We start from the raw sequence: 15609 nt of genomic DNA on the forward strand, positions 1-15609 counted from the left end.
GCAGCCCGAAGACGCGGCAGACCCTGAGCCGTATCCCCCGCGGCCACCCCTATACGTTCCCTGAGCTTGTCGAAGGGCCCCTTCGACAAGCTCAGGGAACGACCCGTTTTCATCCTTAAGGAATCAGCCATCATGCCCCTCGTCGCCGGCGTCGACTCGTCCACCCAGAGCTGCAAGGTCGTCATCCGTGACGCCGAGACCGGTGCGCTCAAGAGAATGGGCCGCGCGCCGCATCCGGAGGGCACCGAGGTCGACCCGGCAGCCTGGTGGCAGGCCCTGCGCCAGGCGCTCACCGCGGCCGGAGGCCTCGACGACGTGGCGGCGCTGGCCGTGGGCGGCCAGCAGCACGGCATGGTCGCTCTGGATGCCGACGGCCGGGTCATCCGCGACGCCCTGCTCTGGAACGACACGCGCTCGGCGCCCGCCGCCACCGCACTGATCGCGGAGTTCGGAGCGGCAGAGCTGGCGCGACGCACGGGGAGCGTTCCCGTGGCATCGTTCACCATCACCAAGCTCCGCTGGCTGCGCGATGCCGAGCCGCAGAACGCCGAGCGCGTCGCCGCTGTGGCCCTCCCCCACGACTGGCTGACCTGGCGCCTTCGCGGCTTCGGCCCCGCCGGCGACGACACGAGCCCGCTCGGCCCGGTGCTCTCCGAGCTCACCACCGACCGCTCCGATGCCAGCGGAACGGGCTACTTCGACTCGGTCTCAGGCGAATACGACCGGGAACTCCTCGTGGCAGCCCTGGGCCACGACTGCATCCTCCCCCGCGTCCTCGGCCCCGCTGAGTCGCCCGGAACGACTCCGTCGGGCGTCGTTCTCGGCGCGGGCGCCGGCGACAACGCGGGAGCCGCACTCGGACTCGGCGCACGCGCCGGCGACGTGGTCGTCTCGATCGGCACGAGCGGCACGGTCTTCGCCGTGACCGAGACCCCCATCAACGACACCACGGGCACCGTCGCCGGCTTCGCCGACGCGAGCGGCCTGTCGCTGCCGCTGGTCGCCACCCTCAATGCCGCGCGCATCCTGGATGCGACGGCGCGGCTTCTCGGCGTCACCCACGACGAACTCGGCACCCTCGCCCTCGCCGCGGAGCCCGGCTCTCAAGGACTCGTGCTGCAGCCGTACTTCGAGGGCGAACGCACTCCCAATCTGCCCGACGCCACCGCCACTCTCTTCGGCATGACGCTCGCGTCGACCACGCGCGAAGGACTCGCACGCGCCGCGATCGAGGGTCTACTCTGCGGTCTGGCCGACGGCGTCGCGGCGGTCACCGCTCTCGGCGTGCAGGCGGAGAGACTGCTCATCATCGGCGGAGCCGCCCTGAACCCGGCCGTGCAGGCGATCGTCGCCCAGGTCTTCGAGCTGCCCGTGAGCATCCCGACGCCCGGCGAATACGTGGCCGACGGCGCCGCGACCCAGGCCGCCTGGGCCCTCACGGGCACGCGTCCATCGTGGAAGGTCGCCACGGTCGCGACGCCGGCTCCCGACTACCGCCCGATCATCCGGGAGCAGTACGCGGCTCACGCGGTCTGAGCCGGCCCTCTTAACGACCGCGACGGATGCTGCCGGGTGACCGGCAGCATCCGTCGCTTCGTGTGTCAGCGGGCGCTAGATCGCCTGCGCCAGGCGGTAGTACGCCGCGTTCCAGCGCACCTCTTTCGCGAACTCGCGCAGCTCGGTGTTCTCGTCGATGACGAGCAGCTCGGTCTTCGCGATCTCGGCGAAGTCCTGGAACACCTCGAGCCCCAGCGCGGTCGACATGACCGTGTGGTGCGCCGCACCGGCCGTCAGCCAGGCTGCGGCCGAGGTCTGGAAGTTGGGCTCGGGCTTCCACACGGCGCGGCCGACGGGAAGCTTCGGCAGCGGAGCGGTGGGCTGGACGACCTCGACCACGTTGGCGACGAGCCGGAAGCGGTCGCGCATGTCGGAGAGTGCGACGACGACGGCGGGGCCGGAGTCGGCGGTGAAGACCAGGCGCACCGGGTCGTCTTTTCCACCGATGCCGAGCGCGTGGATCTCGAGCGTGGGCTTCGTGGTCGTAAGCGCCGGGCTGACCTCGAGCATGTGGGCGCCCAGGATGAGCTCCGCGCCGGGAGTCATGTCGTAGGTATAGTCCTCCATGAGGCTGGCGCCGCCGGGCAGGCCCGCGCCCATCACGTTGGCTGCGCGCACGAGTACGGCCGTCTTCCAGTCGCCCTCGGCACCGAAGCCGTAGCCTTCGGCCATGAGGCGCTGAACCGCGAGGCCCGGCAGCTGCTTGAGGCCGCCGAGGTCTTCGAAGCTCGTCGTGAATGCCGAGAATCCGCCGGCCTCGAGGAAGGAGCGCAGGCCCAGCTCGATGCGAGCGCCGTCGCGCAGCGACTCGTGACGCTCGCCGCCCTTGCGCAGTTCGGGCACGACGTCGTAGAGCTCTTCGTACTCCGCCACGAGAGCGTCGACATCGGCGTCGCTCTGCGCATCCACGGCCTCGACCAGCTCGTTGACGCCCCAGGTGTTGACCTGAACGCCGAACCGCAGCTCGGCCTCGGTCTTGTCGCCCTCGGTGACCGCGACGTAGCGCATGTTGTCGCCGAAACGGGCGAGCTTCATCTCATGAGTGGCAGCCCAGCCGGCAGCCGCGCGGCTCCAGTCGGAGATCTGCTTCTGCACGCTCGGGTCGGTGACGTGGCCGACGACCGTCTTGCGGGCGACGCCGAGGCGAGCCTGGATGTAGCCGAACTCTCGGTCGCCGTGGGCAGCCTGGTTGAGGTTCATGAAGTCGAAGTCGATCTCGCCCCAGGGCAGCTCGACGTTCGCCTGCGTGTGGAGGTGCAGCAAAGGCTTGCGCAGCAGGTCGAGACCCGTGATCCACATCTTCGCGGGCGAGAAGGTGTGCATCCAGGCGGTGACGCCGATGACCTTGTCGTTCGCGTTGACCTCGAGGGCCATGCGACGGATCGCGTCGGAGTCGGTCAGAACCGGCTTCCACACGATGCGCACCGGGATGCCCGTGGACGCCTCGAGGGTGTCGGCGATCGTCTTCGACTGCTCGGCTACCTGGCGGAGGGTCTCTTCTCCGTAGAGTCCCTGGCTGCCGGTGAGGAACCAGATCTCGTAGTCGTCGAGAGAGGTGCGGAGTGTGCTCATGCGAGGGATCCTTCGGGGTTCTGTCCGTAGACGTTCTGGTAGCGGTCGAAGAGCGAGTCGATCGCGGGCTCGGGAATCTCGACCGGTGCGCCGAGCTGGCGGGAGATGTGCACGGTGCGGGCGACGTCTTCGACCATGACGGCCGCCTTGACGGCGTCGCGGGCGTCTTTGCCGATCGTGAACGGTCCGTGACTCTTCATGAGCACGGCGCGCGAGCGGTGGCCCTTGAGCGTCTCGACGATGCCGCGTCCGATCGAGTCGTCGCCGATGATCGCGAACGGGCCGATCGGGATCTCTCCGCCGAATTCGTCTGCCATGGCCGTGATGACGCACGGGATCGGCTCGGCGCGGGCAGCCCAGGCGACCGCGTAGGTGGAGTGCGTGTGCACCACTCCCCCGACCTCGGGCATGTGCCGGTACACGTAGGCGTGCGCGGCCGTGTCGCTGGAGGGCGAGCGCTCGGAACCGGGTGTGCCCGGGATGACGGTGCCGTCGAGATCGCAGAGGATCATGTTCTCGGGCGTGAGCTCGTCGTAGTCGACGCCGGACGGCTTGATCACGAACAGGTCGGCACCCGGAACGCGGCCGGAGATGTTTCCGCCGGTCCAGATCACGAGGCCGTAGCGCACCAGCTCGCCGTGCAGCCGCGCGACGTCGCCGCGAACGCGCGCGATCGCATCCTGGATCTCGGGCGAGAAGTCGATCACTGAGTCGCTCACGCGAGGGCCTTCTTTCGTGCGGTCTTGAGCCGCTTCATCACATCGTTGGCGCCGCGACCGAAGTAGTCGTGCAGCTCGGAGTAGTCGGCGTAGAGCGCGTCGTAGGCATCTGCGTTGGCCTCCTTCGGCACGTAGACGGCCACATCGAGGCGGCCCATGGCCTCGCTGGCGGCGAGCACGTCGGGGTACGCGCCGGCCGCGACCGCCGCGTGGATCGCGGAACCGAGCGCGGGGCCCTGCGTGCTCGCGAGCACAGAGATCGGCATGCGCAGGATGTCGCTGTACGTCTGCATGAGGAACGCGTTCTTGATCAGGCCGCCGGCCGCGATGAACTCGGTCACCTCGACACCCGACTCGTTGAACGTCTCGATGATCTTGCGCGTTCCGAAGGCGGTCGACTCGAGCAGGGCGCGGTAGATCTCTTCTGCGCGGGTCGCGAGCGTCTGCCCGACGAGCAGCCCGGAGAGCTCGGTGTCGACGAGAACGGAGCGGTTGCCGTTGTTCCAGTCGAGGGCGAGCAGCCCGTGGCCGCCGACCGGCTGGTGCTCGCTCAGCTCGGTCAGATACTGGTGGATGCTGATGCCGCGCGCATCGGCCGCCTCGCGATAGTGGGCGGGAACCTGGTTCTCGACGTACCACGCGAAGATGTCGCCGACGCCGGACTGGCCGGCCTCGTAGCCGTAGAGGCCCGAGACGATGCCGCCGTCGACGACGCCGCACATTCCGGGTACCTCTTTGAGGATGTCGGAGTTCATGACGTGGCAGGTCGACGTGCCCATGATGGCGACCATCTGTCCCGGCTTGACGGCGCGCGCGGCGGGAGCGGTCACGTGGGCGTCGACGTTGCCGACGGCCACGGCGATGCCCTCCGGCAGGCCCGTCCATGCTGCGGCTTCGGCGGAGAGCCGACCCGCGGCATCCCCGAGCTGGCCGATGCGGTGCTCGACCTTGCTGGTGGCGAAGTCGGCGAAGTCGGGATTCAGCGCGGCGAGGAAGTCGGACGACGGGTACTCGCCGTCCTGCCAGATTCCCTTGTAACCGGCGGTGCAGGCGTTGCGCACGTACTCACCGGTCAGCTGCCAGACGATCCAGTCGGCGGCCTCGACCCAGTGGTCCATGCGGTTGTACAGCTCGGGGTCTTCTTCGAGCAGCTGCAGGCCCTTGGCGAACTCCCACTCGCTCGAGATGAGTCCGCCATAGCGGGGAAGCCAGGACTCGCCGCGCTCCTCGGCCACCCGGTTGATGCGGTCGGCCTGGGGCTGCGCCGCGTGGTGCTTCCAGAGCTTCACGTACGCGTGCGGACGGTCGGCGTATTCGGGCAGCTCGTTGAGCGGCGTGCCGTCTGCGATCGTCGGAACCATCGTGCAGGCGGTGAAGTCGGTGCCCACTCCGATGACCTTCGACGGGTCGATGCCCGCCTCGGCAAGGGCCGCGGGAACCGTGTGCTTCAGCACGTCGACGTAGTCGCTCGGCACCTGCAGGGCCCACTCGGGCGGCAGGGCGGCACCGGATGCCGCGAGGGTGCGATCCATGACCGCGTGCGGGTATTCGAGAACACCGCTGCCCAGTTCGGCGCCATCGCTGACGCGCACGACGACGGCACGACCGGAGAGGGTTCCGTAGTCGATGCCGACGACGTAGCGTTCGTCGTCGTTCGTGTCGGCAGTACTCATCGGGGGAACTCCTTCGTTCGTTCTCACGCGGTGGATCCGGCGAATGTGACCGTTCACATTGCCGTGTTCATGTTACCCGAGCGCTGCCTCGGAATGTCAAGCGCGGCGTCCGCGCCGACCCGGTGCATCCGCGCCTGGACGACCGGGGGCGGATGCCCCGAAGAGGCGCGGATGCTCAGCGCGAGCGGGGCGAGGCCGTCGACGACCGCACGATCAGATCGGGCACGAGGGCGCGCTCCTCTGCGGGGGCACTGCGGATCGCGGCGAGCAGCAGGCCGATGCAGCGCCGCCCGAACTCGTCGAAGTCCTGCCGCACCGTCGTGAGCGGTGGCCAGAAGTGCGCGGCCTCGGGAATGTCGTCGAAACCGACGACGCTGACGTCACCCGGAACATCCAGCCCCGCGTCGCGCAGCGCGTGCAGCAGGCCGAGGGCCATCTGGTCGTTGGAGGAGAACACGGCCGTCGGTCCGCCATCGCGGGCGATCGTCTGCCCGGCGGCGTAGCCGGATTCCGGGGTCCAGTCGCCGACGAGCGGCTCGACCCGGGGCAGCCCCGCGGCCTCGAGTTCCGCGTGGAATCCCACGATGCGCGCCTCCGCCTCGATCCAGTCCAAGGGACCAGCCAGATGCTGGATGCGCGTGTGCCCGAGGTCGATCAGATGCCTCGTCGCGCGCCTCGCGCCCGTGATCTGGTCGACCGAGAGCGCATGGTCACCCTGTCGACCCGTGGACTGCATCGTGACGAAGGGCAGGTCGAGCCCGAGCGACACCAGCGCGTCGAAGACCCTCACCTGCGGCGCGATCACGACGAGCCCCTCGATTCCGAGGTCGAGCAGGTGGGTGAGCGCGGCCTCGATCTCGCCGACGTCGGAGCCGTCGACGTTGACCGTGTTCACGAAGTAGCCCTCGGCGCGGGCCGCGCGCTCGATGGCACGGATGCTCGAGGCCGGCCCGTACTGGGCGCTCGACGCCGAGAGCACCCCGAGGGTCGCCGAACGCGAGGTCACGAGCGCCCGTGCGGCCCGATTGGGGCGGTAGTTCAGTTCGCCCATGACGGCGAGCACACGCTCGCGGGTCTCGGGCCGGATGCTCGGGTGGGCGTTCAGCACACGCGACACCGTCTGGTGCGATACCCCCGCAAGACGGGCGACATCGCGGATGCTGGGGGCCCGCCCGGATGCCTGCGGCTGGGTCACGCGGCCCTGCGCAGGGCGTGCGCCATCCACCACCACACGAGAGAGCCGGCAACGGCATAGAAGGCGACCGAGACGATCGCTCCGATGATCGAGACGGCGACGACCACGCCCGCACTGGCCATGCCCTCATCGGTCGGCGTTCCGCTCGCGGCGAGGGCGCCGAACATGATCGAGAAGAGCGGACCGGCGACCGGCGAGATCACCGACGACGAGATGAGCCCGAGTCCGAGCAGGATGCCCGTCGCGCTCCAGGTGACGCCCCACGGCCTGGCCGCACCGGATTCCGCGAAGATGGCTTTGCCGATCCAGATTCCGGCCCAGGTGACGAAGCCGCCCGCGACCAGGACGACCACGATCACGACCCAGAAGATCCAGGCGTCGGCAGGATCGTAGCCGAGCCACTCGAGGACCGACTCGACCGGCCCTCTGTTGTCGAACTTGGGTCCCGCCGAACCGGACGATCTGACCAGGACAAGAACGAATTGCCAGATGACGCCGAACAGGATGACGAAACCGGCCGCCGAGACGATGCCGAGTCCGGCGGTCAAGACCGTGTTCGAGATCGCTCCGGCCAGGAACGCCCGCTTGCGCTCGTCGTTCGACAGCGGAGGTCGGACGACACGCTGATTCGGGTACGAGAAGGCGGGGGGCTGGCTCAGCTGGCTCACGCGGACTCCTGTCTCAGGCTGTGTCGCCAGGATACCGGCTGGCCGCGAGCGCACGTCGACCCGTCTCGCGGTCGGGCCGAGGCGTGGCGACAGAGATGTGGCAACAGGTGTTTAATGAGGCATCATGACGTTATGGGACTTTTCGGATTCGTGCCGATCGACCCCGCTCTCCTGACGTGACGAAGACCGGGGGCGCACCCAGAACGATGTCGGCGTGGAGCACGTCGATGCTGTTGCAGTGCGCGGCATTCGGCGCGGTCACGGCCGTGATCATCGTGGCGATGAGCCCGCTCACCTCGTCGGTCGCGCTCGCCTCACCCATCGCCTACTCGGTGATCGGCTCGGTCTCGTCGCTCGTTCCCCTCGCGGCCGCGCGCTGGATCCGGGCGCCGGGCTCCCTGCTGCTCACGGCCCTCATCGCGAGCCTCCTGGCACTGCCCTTCACCGCGCTCGGTTTCTTGATCGTGATCGCCCTCGGCCTGCCCGCCTTGACCGCCGAACTCGTTCTGCTGGCCGGCCGCTTCTACGTGCGGGCGCGGGAGCCGATCTGGTACCTCGCCGCCGGGGCGCTGGCCCTCGTGCTCTTCGCCATCTCTCTGCTCGTCATCGACCCCGCGGTGATGTCGGTGTGGGTCGTCGTCTTCACCTTCATCGGGCGGATGCTCTCGGTTCTGCTGCTCGCGGTCGTCGCCGTGCGCATCGAACGGGCTCTGTCGAGGGCCGGCATCCGTCGGCGTTACCGCGGGCGGGGTGGCTCGTGACCGTCTGGGGCGCTCCCCGGCTTCCGCCGAACCTCGTCGCGCGACCCGGACTCGTCTCCATCATCGAATCCGCCGCACCCCTCGTGATCGTGCACGGCCCGGCCGGAGCGGGAAAGACATCGCTTCTGGCCGAATGGGCCGCGAACACCCCGCAGCGCGGCATCTGGGTGCAGCTGGAATCGGCCGACACCTCCGGCCCGGCCGCGGTGTCGCTCGTCGCCGCCGAGCTGTCGGCGGCCGGAATGCTGCTCGACACGAACCCCCTGCGCATGGCGGACGCGGCGCTGGTCGGCGGCACCGACGAGTGGTCTCTGCTGCGGCGCGGACTGCAGGCGCTGGGCGACGACGTCGCGCTGGTCGTCGATCGCGCGGATCTGCTGAGCGCCGAGGCGCTCGCCTCTCTCCTGGCGGTCCTTCCTCGCGTGCCCCGTCTGCGCCTCGTGCTGTCGGCTCGGCGCATCGCCGTCGTCGATGCATCGGGGCCGGTCCTCGCCGCCGAGCGCGGCGTGATCGGGTGGCGCGAGCTCGCGTTCTCCCGTGACGAAGCCCGTGCCGCCCTCGGTCCCGACGAGTCCGAAGAGCTTGTCGACGAGGTGCTGCGCTGGGGTGGCTCGCCCCTGCTCACGCGGGCCGTAGCGGCGGCCGCACCCCAGGCATCCGGTGCCGCCGCGCGCGTCGCGCGCGCCGTCGACACCTACGAGAGCTATCTGTGGGCCAACGCGGGCTCGTCCGAATCCGCCCCGGCCGACGACGAGTACCGCTCGTTTCTGCTGGCGATCTCGATCGCCGACGTGCTCACCGAGTCGCTGGCGCACGATCTGTCGGGTTCGCCCGACGCTGCTCGCCTTCTCGCCCGCGCAGAGCAAGACGGGCTGGGACTGTGGCACGGAGACGCCAGGGACAGGGTCTTCACCCTGACGCCACTGCTTCGCGAGTCGTTCCAGCAGGAGTTGATCCGTGCCGATCGAGGCTCGCTCAGAGGGCTGCGTCGTCAGGTGGCGCAGTGGTCGCACGATCACGGTCGCCCCTACGAGGCGCTCGAGTTCGCGGTGCACGCACGAGACCTCACCCTCGCATCGACGTTCGTGCGGGACTCGTCCTTTCTCCTGCTCCGCAACCATCCGACGCAGGTCGTCGAGCTCTTTGCGAAGACACCCCTGCTCGCGCTCAGGCAGTACCCGCTGCTCGCGATGCTGCTCGCGCTCATCTTCAACGCGCGAAAGCAGCACCGGCTCCGGGCGATCGAGCTGTTCGGCCTGGCTATCGCCTCCTCGCGCATTCAGGGCGATCGGGCCGATCCTCCCGACAGGGCGCTCTTTCGCACAATCGAGAGCGCCTCGCTGAGAGTCCTCGGCTCGTTCGAGGCATCGCTGACGGCCGCGGAGGCCGCCTACGAGACGCTCACCGTCATGAGTCTGGAAGATCGAGCGCTGCTCGGTCGGCTGGTGCCCGTGCTCTTCACCCACATCGGCACGAGCTTCTTCTACAACGGCCGCATGGACAAGGCCATGGACTGCTTCCGCCGGAGCGCGTCGATCGGCGAGGCCGAGAACCTCCCCGCGGGTCTCGAGGGGCTGGCGCTCGAAGCCGGCGCCGCCGCCATCACGGGCGACCTCGTGACCGCCGAGGAGCGGGCAGCAGAGGGCGAGCGACGGACGTGGCCCGACGGCTGGACCACCGGTTACGCGGGGAGCTTCTCGCAGATCGCGCGGGCCTTCGTCGCTCTGGAACGCTTCGATGACGAGACCGCGCACACCCACGTGCGGTCGCTCGACAAGCACCGGCCCACCATCGAGCACTGGCCGATCCTCGCGCACCTGGATGCACTCATCGCGCTGTTCCGCGGCGACATCGATCGTGCCCTGCTCGACTTCGAGCGCGAGGTCGACACGCATCTGAATCGGTCGGCTCTCGGCCCCTTCACCGCGGCCCGGCTGCGGGCGACGCGATCACTGCTGTATCTGGCGGCGGGCGACGCGGATGCCGCCGAGCAGGCACTCTCGGTACAGGGCAAGCGCGGCCGACGAGACACCGTGGCCCTGGCGCGGATCTCGCTGGCGCGAGGCAACCCCGATGCGACCCTCGAGCTGCTCGAGCGCACCTCCCCAGCAGACGACCAGACTCCGCGTGTCGAAGCCGAAGTTCTGGTTCTGCGCGCGGCCGCCCTCGTCGCGACCGGACGCGCCGAAGGATCCGCGGCCACCCTCCGAGCCGTGACCTTTCTGCGACACAACCACCAGGGCCTCGCGTTCGCGCTCATCCCCGAACAGCATCAGCGGGCGATGCTGAACGAACTGAGCGGAGTCGCTTCCGCCCTCGAGGCCGCGCCGTCGCTCATCCCCATCGCCCCGACGCGCATTCCCCTGACCTCTCGCGAGGAGGCGGTCGCCGAGCAACTGGTGCGCCTGGCGTCGGCCTCCGACATCGCGGCGGCTCTGGTGGTCTCGCCCAACACCGTCAAGTCTCAGCTCAGGTCGCTCTATCGCAAACTCGGCGTGACGAACAGAGCCGATGCCATCGCCGCCCTCAGCGCCCGGCGCCACCCGCGCTAGGGGCGCCGAGACAGCCCGGGGTGCTGGATCGAGCCTTGACAGGTGACCAAAGAGTCACATAACGTCGGCCTATGGATGAGGTGTTCCGGGCCCTGGCCGACCCTACGCGCAGAGCGATCCTCGATGCGCTCTTTCTCGACGACGGCCAGTCGCTGGGCGCGCTCGAAGCGCGATTCGACATGAGCCGCTTCGGCGTCATGAAGCACCTGGGCATTCTGGAGGAGGCGGGACTCGTGATCACTCGACGACGAGGCCGCGAGAAGCTGCACTTCCTCAACCCCGTGCCCATCCGGCTCGTGCACGACCGGTGGACGAGCAAGTACGCGGAACCCTGGGTCACTGCGCTCAGCGACCTCAAGACAGAACTGGAGAGAACCATGGAGAAAGTATTCGAGATCTACATCCGCACCACTCCCGAGCGCCTCTGGCAGGCGATCACCGATACGCAGATCCGCAGCGTCTACAGCTTCGGCAACCGCATCGAGTCGGACTTCACCGAGGGGTCGAGCTACGTGCAGACCAGCCCCCACGCGAACGCCCCACTGGGAGACGGGGTGAACCTGGTCGTCGACCCTCCGCGCAGACTGGTGCAATCGATGCACGCCCGGTGGAGCGACGAGGTCGAGGCCGAGGGCACCACGCGCATCACGTGGGAGATCGAGCAGTTCGGAGACTCCTGTCGGCTCGTCGTCACCCATGACGAGTTGCGCGACGGCGCCAACGATCAGCTCTACGGCGGCTGGCCGATGATCCTCTCCGGCCTCAAGACCTACCTCGAGACCGGCGAGAAGCTCACCACCCCGGGATCGCTCATGTACTCCTGATCAGGCGACGCGGCCGAGAGCCTGGTCGAGGTCGGCGATGAGATCGTTCACGTCCTCGATGCCGATCGACAGCCTGACCAGGCCCTGGCCGATGCCGAGCCGCTCGCGCAACTCCTCGCTGAACGAGATGTGCGTCGTGGTCGCAGGGTGCAGGGCCATCGACCTCACATCGCCGATGTTCGTCATGCGGCTGATCACGCGCAGTCCGTCGAGGAAGGCCCGGGCGCCGGCCGCTCCCCCGCGCACGGTCACGGCGAAGACCGATCCGGTGCGACCGCCGTACAGCCGCTGAGCCAGCTCGTGCGCGGGATTCGATTCGAGCCCGGCGAAGTCGACGCTCTCGACCTTCGGGTGCTGCTCGAGCCACCGCGCGACGGCCACCGAGCTGTCGAGGTGCCGTTCCATGCGCAGCGACAGGGTCTCGATGCCCTGGTGCAGCAGGAACGAGTTGAACGGCGACAGCGCCGGCCCGATGTCGTTGACCACAGCCTCGCGGGCGAGGCGCGCGTAGCCGGTGCGGCCGTAGCGCTCCAGCAGCGACAGTGCAGCGGAGCCCTGCGGCTCGGTCAGCAGCGGATAGCGCCGCTCGGACGCGGCCCAGTCGAAGGTGCCGCCATCGACGATCGCACCCGAGAGGCCGGCGCCGTGACCCGAGAGGAACTTCGTCGACGAGTGCACGACGACCGCGGCGCCGTATTCGATGGGCCGGATGACATAGGGCGACGCGATCGTGTTGTCGACGACCAACGGGATGCCGTGCCGGGCGGCCACCCGGGCGACCTGCTCGATGTCGACGATGTCGTTCTTAGGATTCGGAATGGTCTCGGTGAAGATCGCCTTCGTGTTCGGCTGGATGATCCGATCCCACTCGTCATCGTCGGCCGTGTTCCAGACGTAGTCGACGGAGACCCCGAATCGGGCGAAGCTGCGCCCGAAGAGCACCCGCGTTCCGCTGTAGATGCTCGCTGTCGACACGATGCGTTCGCCGTTCTCCGCGAGCGCGAGCAGGGCCGACGTGATGGCCGCCTGACCCGACGAGACCACGATCGCCTCCGAGCCTTGCTCGAGCGAGGCGATGCGCCTCTCGGCCACGGCACCCGACGGGTTGCGTTGACGCGAGTAGATGAGCCCGTCCGCGTCTCCTGAGAACCGGTTGCGGGCGTCGTCGAACGAGTCGAAGCGGTAGCCGGCGGTCATCGCGATGGGCGAGACGCGGGCTCCTGCGTTCAGGTCCTCGTACTCGCCGGCGTGCACCTGGCGGGTGTCGAAGGCGTACCCCTGCCAGTCGTACTCGGGCTGCGCGACATCGGAGGACTGGGTGGCGTCGGTCACAGGAGGCTGCTTTCTTTGAGGGCAGGGCTGAGACATCGGCGAACGGCCGCCGCCATCTCGATGACTGCCTGCTCGAGGATCGGCCTCGGCATGGCGAAGATGATGCGGGCGTATCCCTCGTACCCGCGACCGCAGAGCGCACCGTCGGTCACGGTAACCCCGGCCTGCGTCCGAAAGAACTCCGCGACAGACCCCGGGATCTCGAGATCGGAGCAGTCGAGCCAGGCGATGTACGTCGCATCCGGAATCGTGTAGCGCACCTCGGGCAGGTGCTCGGCGAGGAGTTCTTTGAGCAGGCGCCGATTGCCGTCGAGGTAGTCGACGACCTCGGTGAGCCACTCGCGACCCTCGGTGTAGGCTACGGTCGCGGCGATGACGCCCGGGGTCGCCGCCCCATGCATGACCGCGAATCCGAAGGTCTGGTAGAGCTCTTCGTCGGCCGTGTTGGAGGTGATCAGCTGCGCGGTCTTGAGGCCGGGCAGGTTCCAGGCCTTGGATGCCGAGGTCGACGTGATCGTGTGCCTCGCCGTGGTCTCGCTCAGCGACGCGTAGGGAATGTGGGTGACGCCCTCGTAGCACAGCGGCGCGTGGATCTCATCGGCGAAGACCCGACCGTTGTGCCGGTCGACGATGGCCGCGATCGCCTCGAGTTCGTCGCGCGTCAGCACCGTTCCGGTGGGATTCTGCGGGTTGCAGAGGATGAGCGTGCGCGCCCCCGCGTGGAACGCCGCCTCGATGCCGGCGAGGTCGTGCTGCCAGCGACCGGTTCGGGCATCGGTCACTCCGGGAACCTCGAAGACTTCCCGGCCGAGGGTGGGAACGAAGCTGAGGAACGGCATGTATGCCGGGGTCGGGATGATGACGCCCGTGCCGGCCGGAGAGAACTTGGTGATGGCGACTTCGAGCGCCGCCATCACGTCGGAGACGGCGTGCACGTTCTGCCACGGAAAGTCCCACCCGTACTCATCGCGATGCCAGGCCGCGGTCGCCTTGCCCATCTCGTGCGAGGTGGCCGGCGCCAGGTAGCCCAGGTTGCCGTCGTCGATGGCCTGGTGCAGAGCGCGGGTCACCTGCGGCGCGGTTCCGAAGTCCATCTCGGCCACCCACGCTCCGATGGTTCCGGGGTGCAGGCTCCACTTGCGGCTCGACGGGATGCTCAGCTCGGCACGGGTGATGCGGTCGAAGGCGTGAGTCATGCAGCGATCGTACGGACTGCGCCGCGCTGCCCGCCTCTGCTTTACGTCATGTGTCATCGCCGCTCGGCTTCGTCGGAGCGCGCGCCTATCGTCGTCGCATGACCACCCCCACGCCCGTGCGCACCCTAGAACGCGATGGACACCTGGTTCTCGGGGCGATGGTGCGCACACTCGGTGCGTTCCCGTCGGGCTGGCGCTATCCGGGCGCCCACAAGAATCCGGCGAACGATCCGGCCGCGCTCAAGCGGCTGGCACGCACCGCAGAGAAGGCGGGGCTCGACTTCCTCTTTCTCGGCGACTGGCTCTCGTCGAGCTCAGACCTCGAATACACAGAGCCGTCACTGCTCGCCCGCATCGATCCGTTCAGCTCGGCGGCCTATCTCGCCGCCGTCACCAACCACATCGGCCTGATCGCCACGGCCAACACCGCGCATTCCGAGCCGTACGCGATCGCCCGGGCCGCGGCATCCATCGACCGGCTCTCGGGCGGTCGCTTCGGCCTCAACCTCACCGTCGGCACCGACCCGAGGGCGAGCGCCAATTTCGGCAGAACGGATGCCGGGGGCTCCGACGACAACCGTTTCGAGACCGGGGTCGAGTTCGTGCGGGTGCTGCGCGGCCTCTGGGACAGCTGGGACGACGACGCGGTGCTCGCCGACGCCAGGCGCGGAACTCTGGTGGATCACTCGCGGGTCGACCCGATCGATCATCAGGGTCGGCGCTTCAGCGTCGCGGGCCCGCTCAACGCGCTGCGCCCGGTACAGGGCCAGATTCCGGTGGTGCACGCGGGTGTCTCGACGCGCGCCCGCGAGTTCGCCGCCCAGCACGCGGACATCCACGTGGTCGCTCCGTCGAGCCTCGGCGACGCCGTCGAGTTCCACCGACAGGCCCAGCAGCGCGCGGTCGCGGCCGGCCGCGCGCCCGGCGACGTCACGATCATCACGCCCATCCTGCCCATCGTCGGCGAGACCCGAGAGGCGGCGTTCGCGCTCTACGACCAGCTCGTCGAGCTCGTGCCGCTCGACGACGGCGAAGCGCGCCGGGCTCCATCGCCTCCCCTCCCTCCGAACCGGTCCGCGGCGGCGCTCCTGCGCTCTGTAGGCCTTCCGCTTCTCGAGCGCTCCGTCGATGAGGCCGTCTCGATCGCGACGGCCGAGAGGTTCAACGCGGTCGGTCAGCGCCTGCTCGAGGTCGCGGAGTCGCGCGCTGGTCGCACGGTCGGGGGCGCGCGGCCCGTGACCTTCCGACACCTCATCGTGGCTCAGGCCGTGCCGGCGCCCATCGTCGTGGGATCGCCCACGGACATCGCGGACCACCTCGAGCGCTGGTTCCGCGCGGGCGCCACCGACGGGTTCGCGGTGCAGAGCGCATTTCTGCACGAGCAGTTCGACGCCTTCGCCCACCTCGTCGTGCCCGAGCTGATCCGCCGCGGCCTCGTGAACGAGGGTTACGACGCGAAGACCCTGAGAGGCCACCTGCATCTCACGAAGCCCGCTCGCGAAGCACCGGTGACACCCGAGATCGCGCCGAACTGGGTGATCTGACGCATTGTCGCCCGGC

12 protein-coding genes are annotated in these 15609 nt (G+C 68.8%); 5 read left to right on the forward strand and 7 right to left on the reverse strand.

The window, feature by feature from the left end; translation table 11 throughout:
• The first annotated feature begins 132 nt into the window (after nt 1-132).
• A complete protein-coding gene (locus ASE64_RS03565; protein WP_055775967.1) occupies nt 133-1536 on the forward strand; it encodes a xylulokinase in 1404 nt (467 codons plus the stop codon).
• Between the two features lie 75 nt (nt 1537-1611).
• Here ASE64_RS03565 and araA read toward each other — a convergent pair whose 3' ends face one another.
• The 5 genes from araA to ASE64_RS03590 form a co-directional block, all read right to left on the reverse strand.
• Nucleotides 1612-3129, reverse strand: a complete 1518-nt coding sequence (gene araA / locus ASE64_RS03570) for an L-arabinose isomerase (RefSeq protein WP_055775968.1) — start codon at nt 3127-3129, stop codon at nt 1612-1614.
• The gene (locus ASE64_RS03575; RefSeq protein WP_055775970.1) at nt 3126-3848 is read right to left on the reverse strand and encodes an L-ribulose-5-phosphate 4-epimerase; all 723 of its coding nucleotides are present in this window, start codon (nt 3846-3848) and stop codon (nt 3126-3128) included. The genes araA and ASE64_RS03575 overlap by 4 nt, the downstream gene beginning before the upstream one ends.
• Complete coding sequence (gene araB / locus ASE64_RS03580; protein ID WP_055775972.1) at nt 3845-5521, reverse strand: ribulokinase; 1677 nt, start codon at nt 5519-5521, stop codon at nt 3845-3847. The genes ASE64_RS03575 and araB overlap by 4 nt, the downstream gene beginning before the upstream one ends.
• A 175-nt stretch (nt 5522-5696) precedes the next feature.
• Nucleotides 5697-6716 (reverse strand): LacI family DNA-binding transcriptional regulator, encoded by a 1020-nt coding sequence (locus tag ASE64_RS03585; protein ID WP_055775975.1) that lies wholly within the window; start codon nt 6714-6716, stop codon nt 5697-5699.
• Nucleotides 6713-7384: a hypothetical protein gene (locus ASE64_RS03590; RefSeq protein WP_055775979.1), complete on the reverse strand. Its 672-nt coding sequence runs from the start codon at nt 7382-7384 to the stop codon at nt 6713-6715. Before ASE64_RS03590 ends, ASE64_RS03585 begins: the two co-directional genes overlap by 4 nt.
• Before the next feature lie 176 nt (nt 7385-7560).
• Here ASE64_RS03590 and ASE64_RS03595 point away from each other — a divergent pair, with 176 nt between their 5' ends.
• The 3 genes from ASE64_RS03595 (at nt 7561) to ASE64_RS03605 (ending at nt 11521) form a co-directional block, all read left to right on the forward strand.
• Nucleotides 7561-8145 (forward strand): hypothetical protein, encoded by a 585-nt coding sequence (locus tag ASE64_RS03595; protein WP_156351623.1) that lies wholly within the window; start codon nt 7561-7563, stop codon nt 8143-8145.
• Entirely contained in the window at nt 8142-10697 is a 2556-nt protein-coding gene (locus tag ASE64_RS03600) for a LuxR C-terminal-related transcriptional regulator (protein ID WP_055775988.1), read from the forward strand. The genes ASE64_RS03595 and ASE64_RS03600 overlap by 4 nt, the downstream gene beginning before the upstream one ends.
• Before the next feature lie 71 nt (nt 10698-10768).
• On the forward strand, nt 10769-11521 hold the full coding sequence (locus ASE64_RS03605) for an ArsR/SmtB family transcription factor (RefSeq protein WP_055775991.1): 753 nt from the start codon (nt 10769-10771) through the stop codon (nt 11519-11521).
• Here the strand turns inward: ASE64_RS03605 and ASE64_RS03610 are convergent, their stop codons facing one another.
• Nucleotides 11522-12853: an O-acetylhomoserine aminocarboxypropyltransferase/cysteine synthase family protein gene (locus ASE64_RS03610; RefSeq protein WP_055775992.1), complete on the reverse strand. Its 1332-nt coding sequence runs from the start codon at nt 12851-12853 to the stop codon at nt 11522-11524. It lies immediately after the preceding gene.
• Entirely contained in the window at nt 12850-14049 is a 1200-nt protein-coding gene (locus ASE64_RS03615; protein ID WP_055775995.1) for a MalY/PatB family protein, read from the reverse strand. The genes ASE64_RS03610 and ASE64_RS03615 overlap by 4 nt, the downstream gene beginning before the upstream one ends.
• A 98-nt stretch (nt 14050-14147) precedes the next feature.
• Here ASE64_RS03615 and ASE64_RS03620 point away from each other — a divergent pair, with 98 nt between their 5' ends.
• Nucleotides 14148-15593, forward strand: coding sequence for an NtaA/DmoA family FMN-dependent monooxygenase (locus ASE64_RS03620; protein WP_055777401.1), 1446 nt, complete (start codon nt 14148-14150; stop codon nt 15591-15593).
• The last annotated feature ends 16 nt before the right edge of the window (nt 15594-15609 follow it).

This window comes from Agreia sp. Leaf210 (assembly GCF_001421485.1).
GTDB lineage: Bacteria > Actinomycetota > Actinomycetes > Actinomycetales > Microbacteriaceae > Agreia.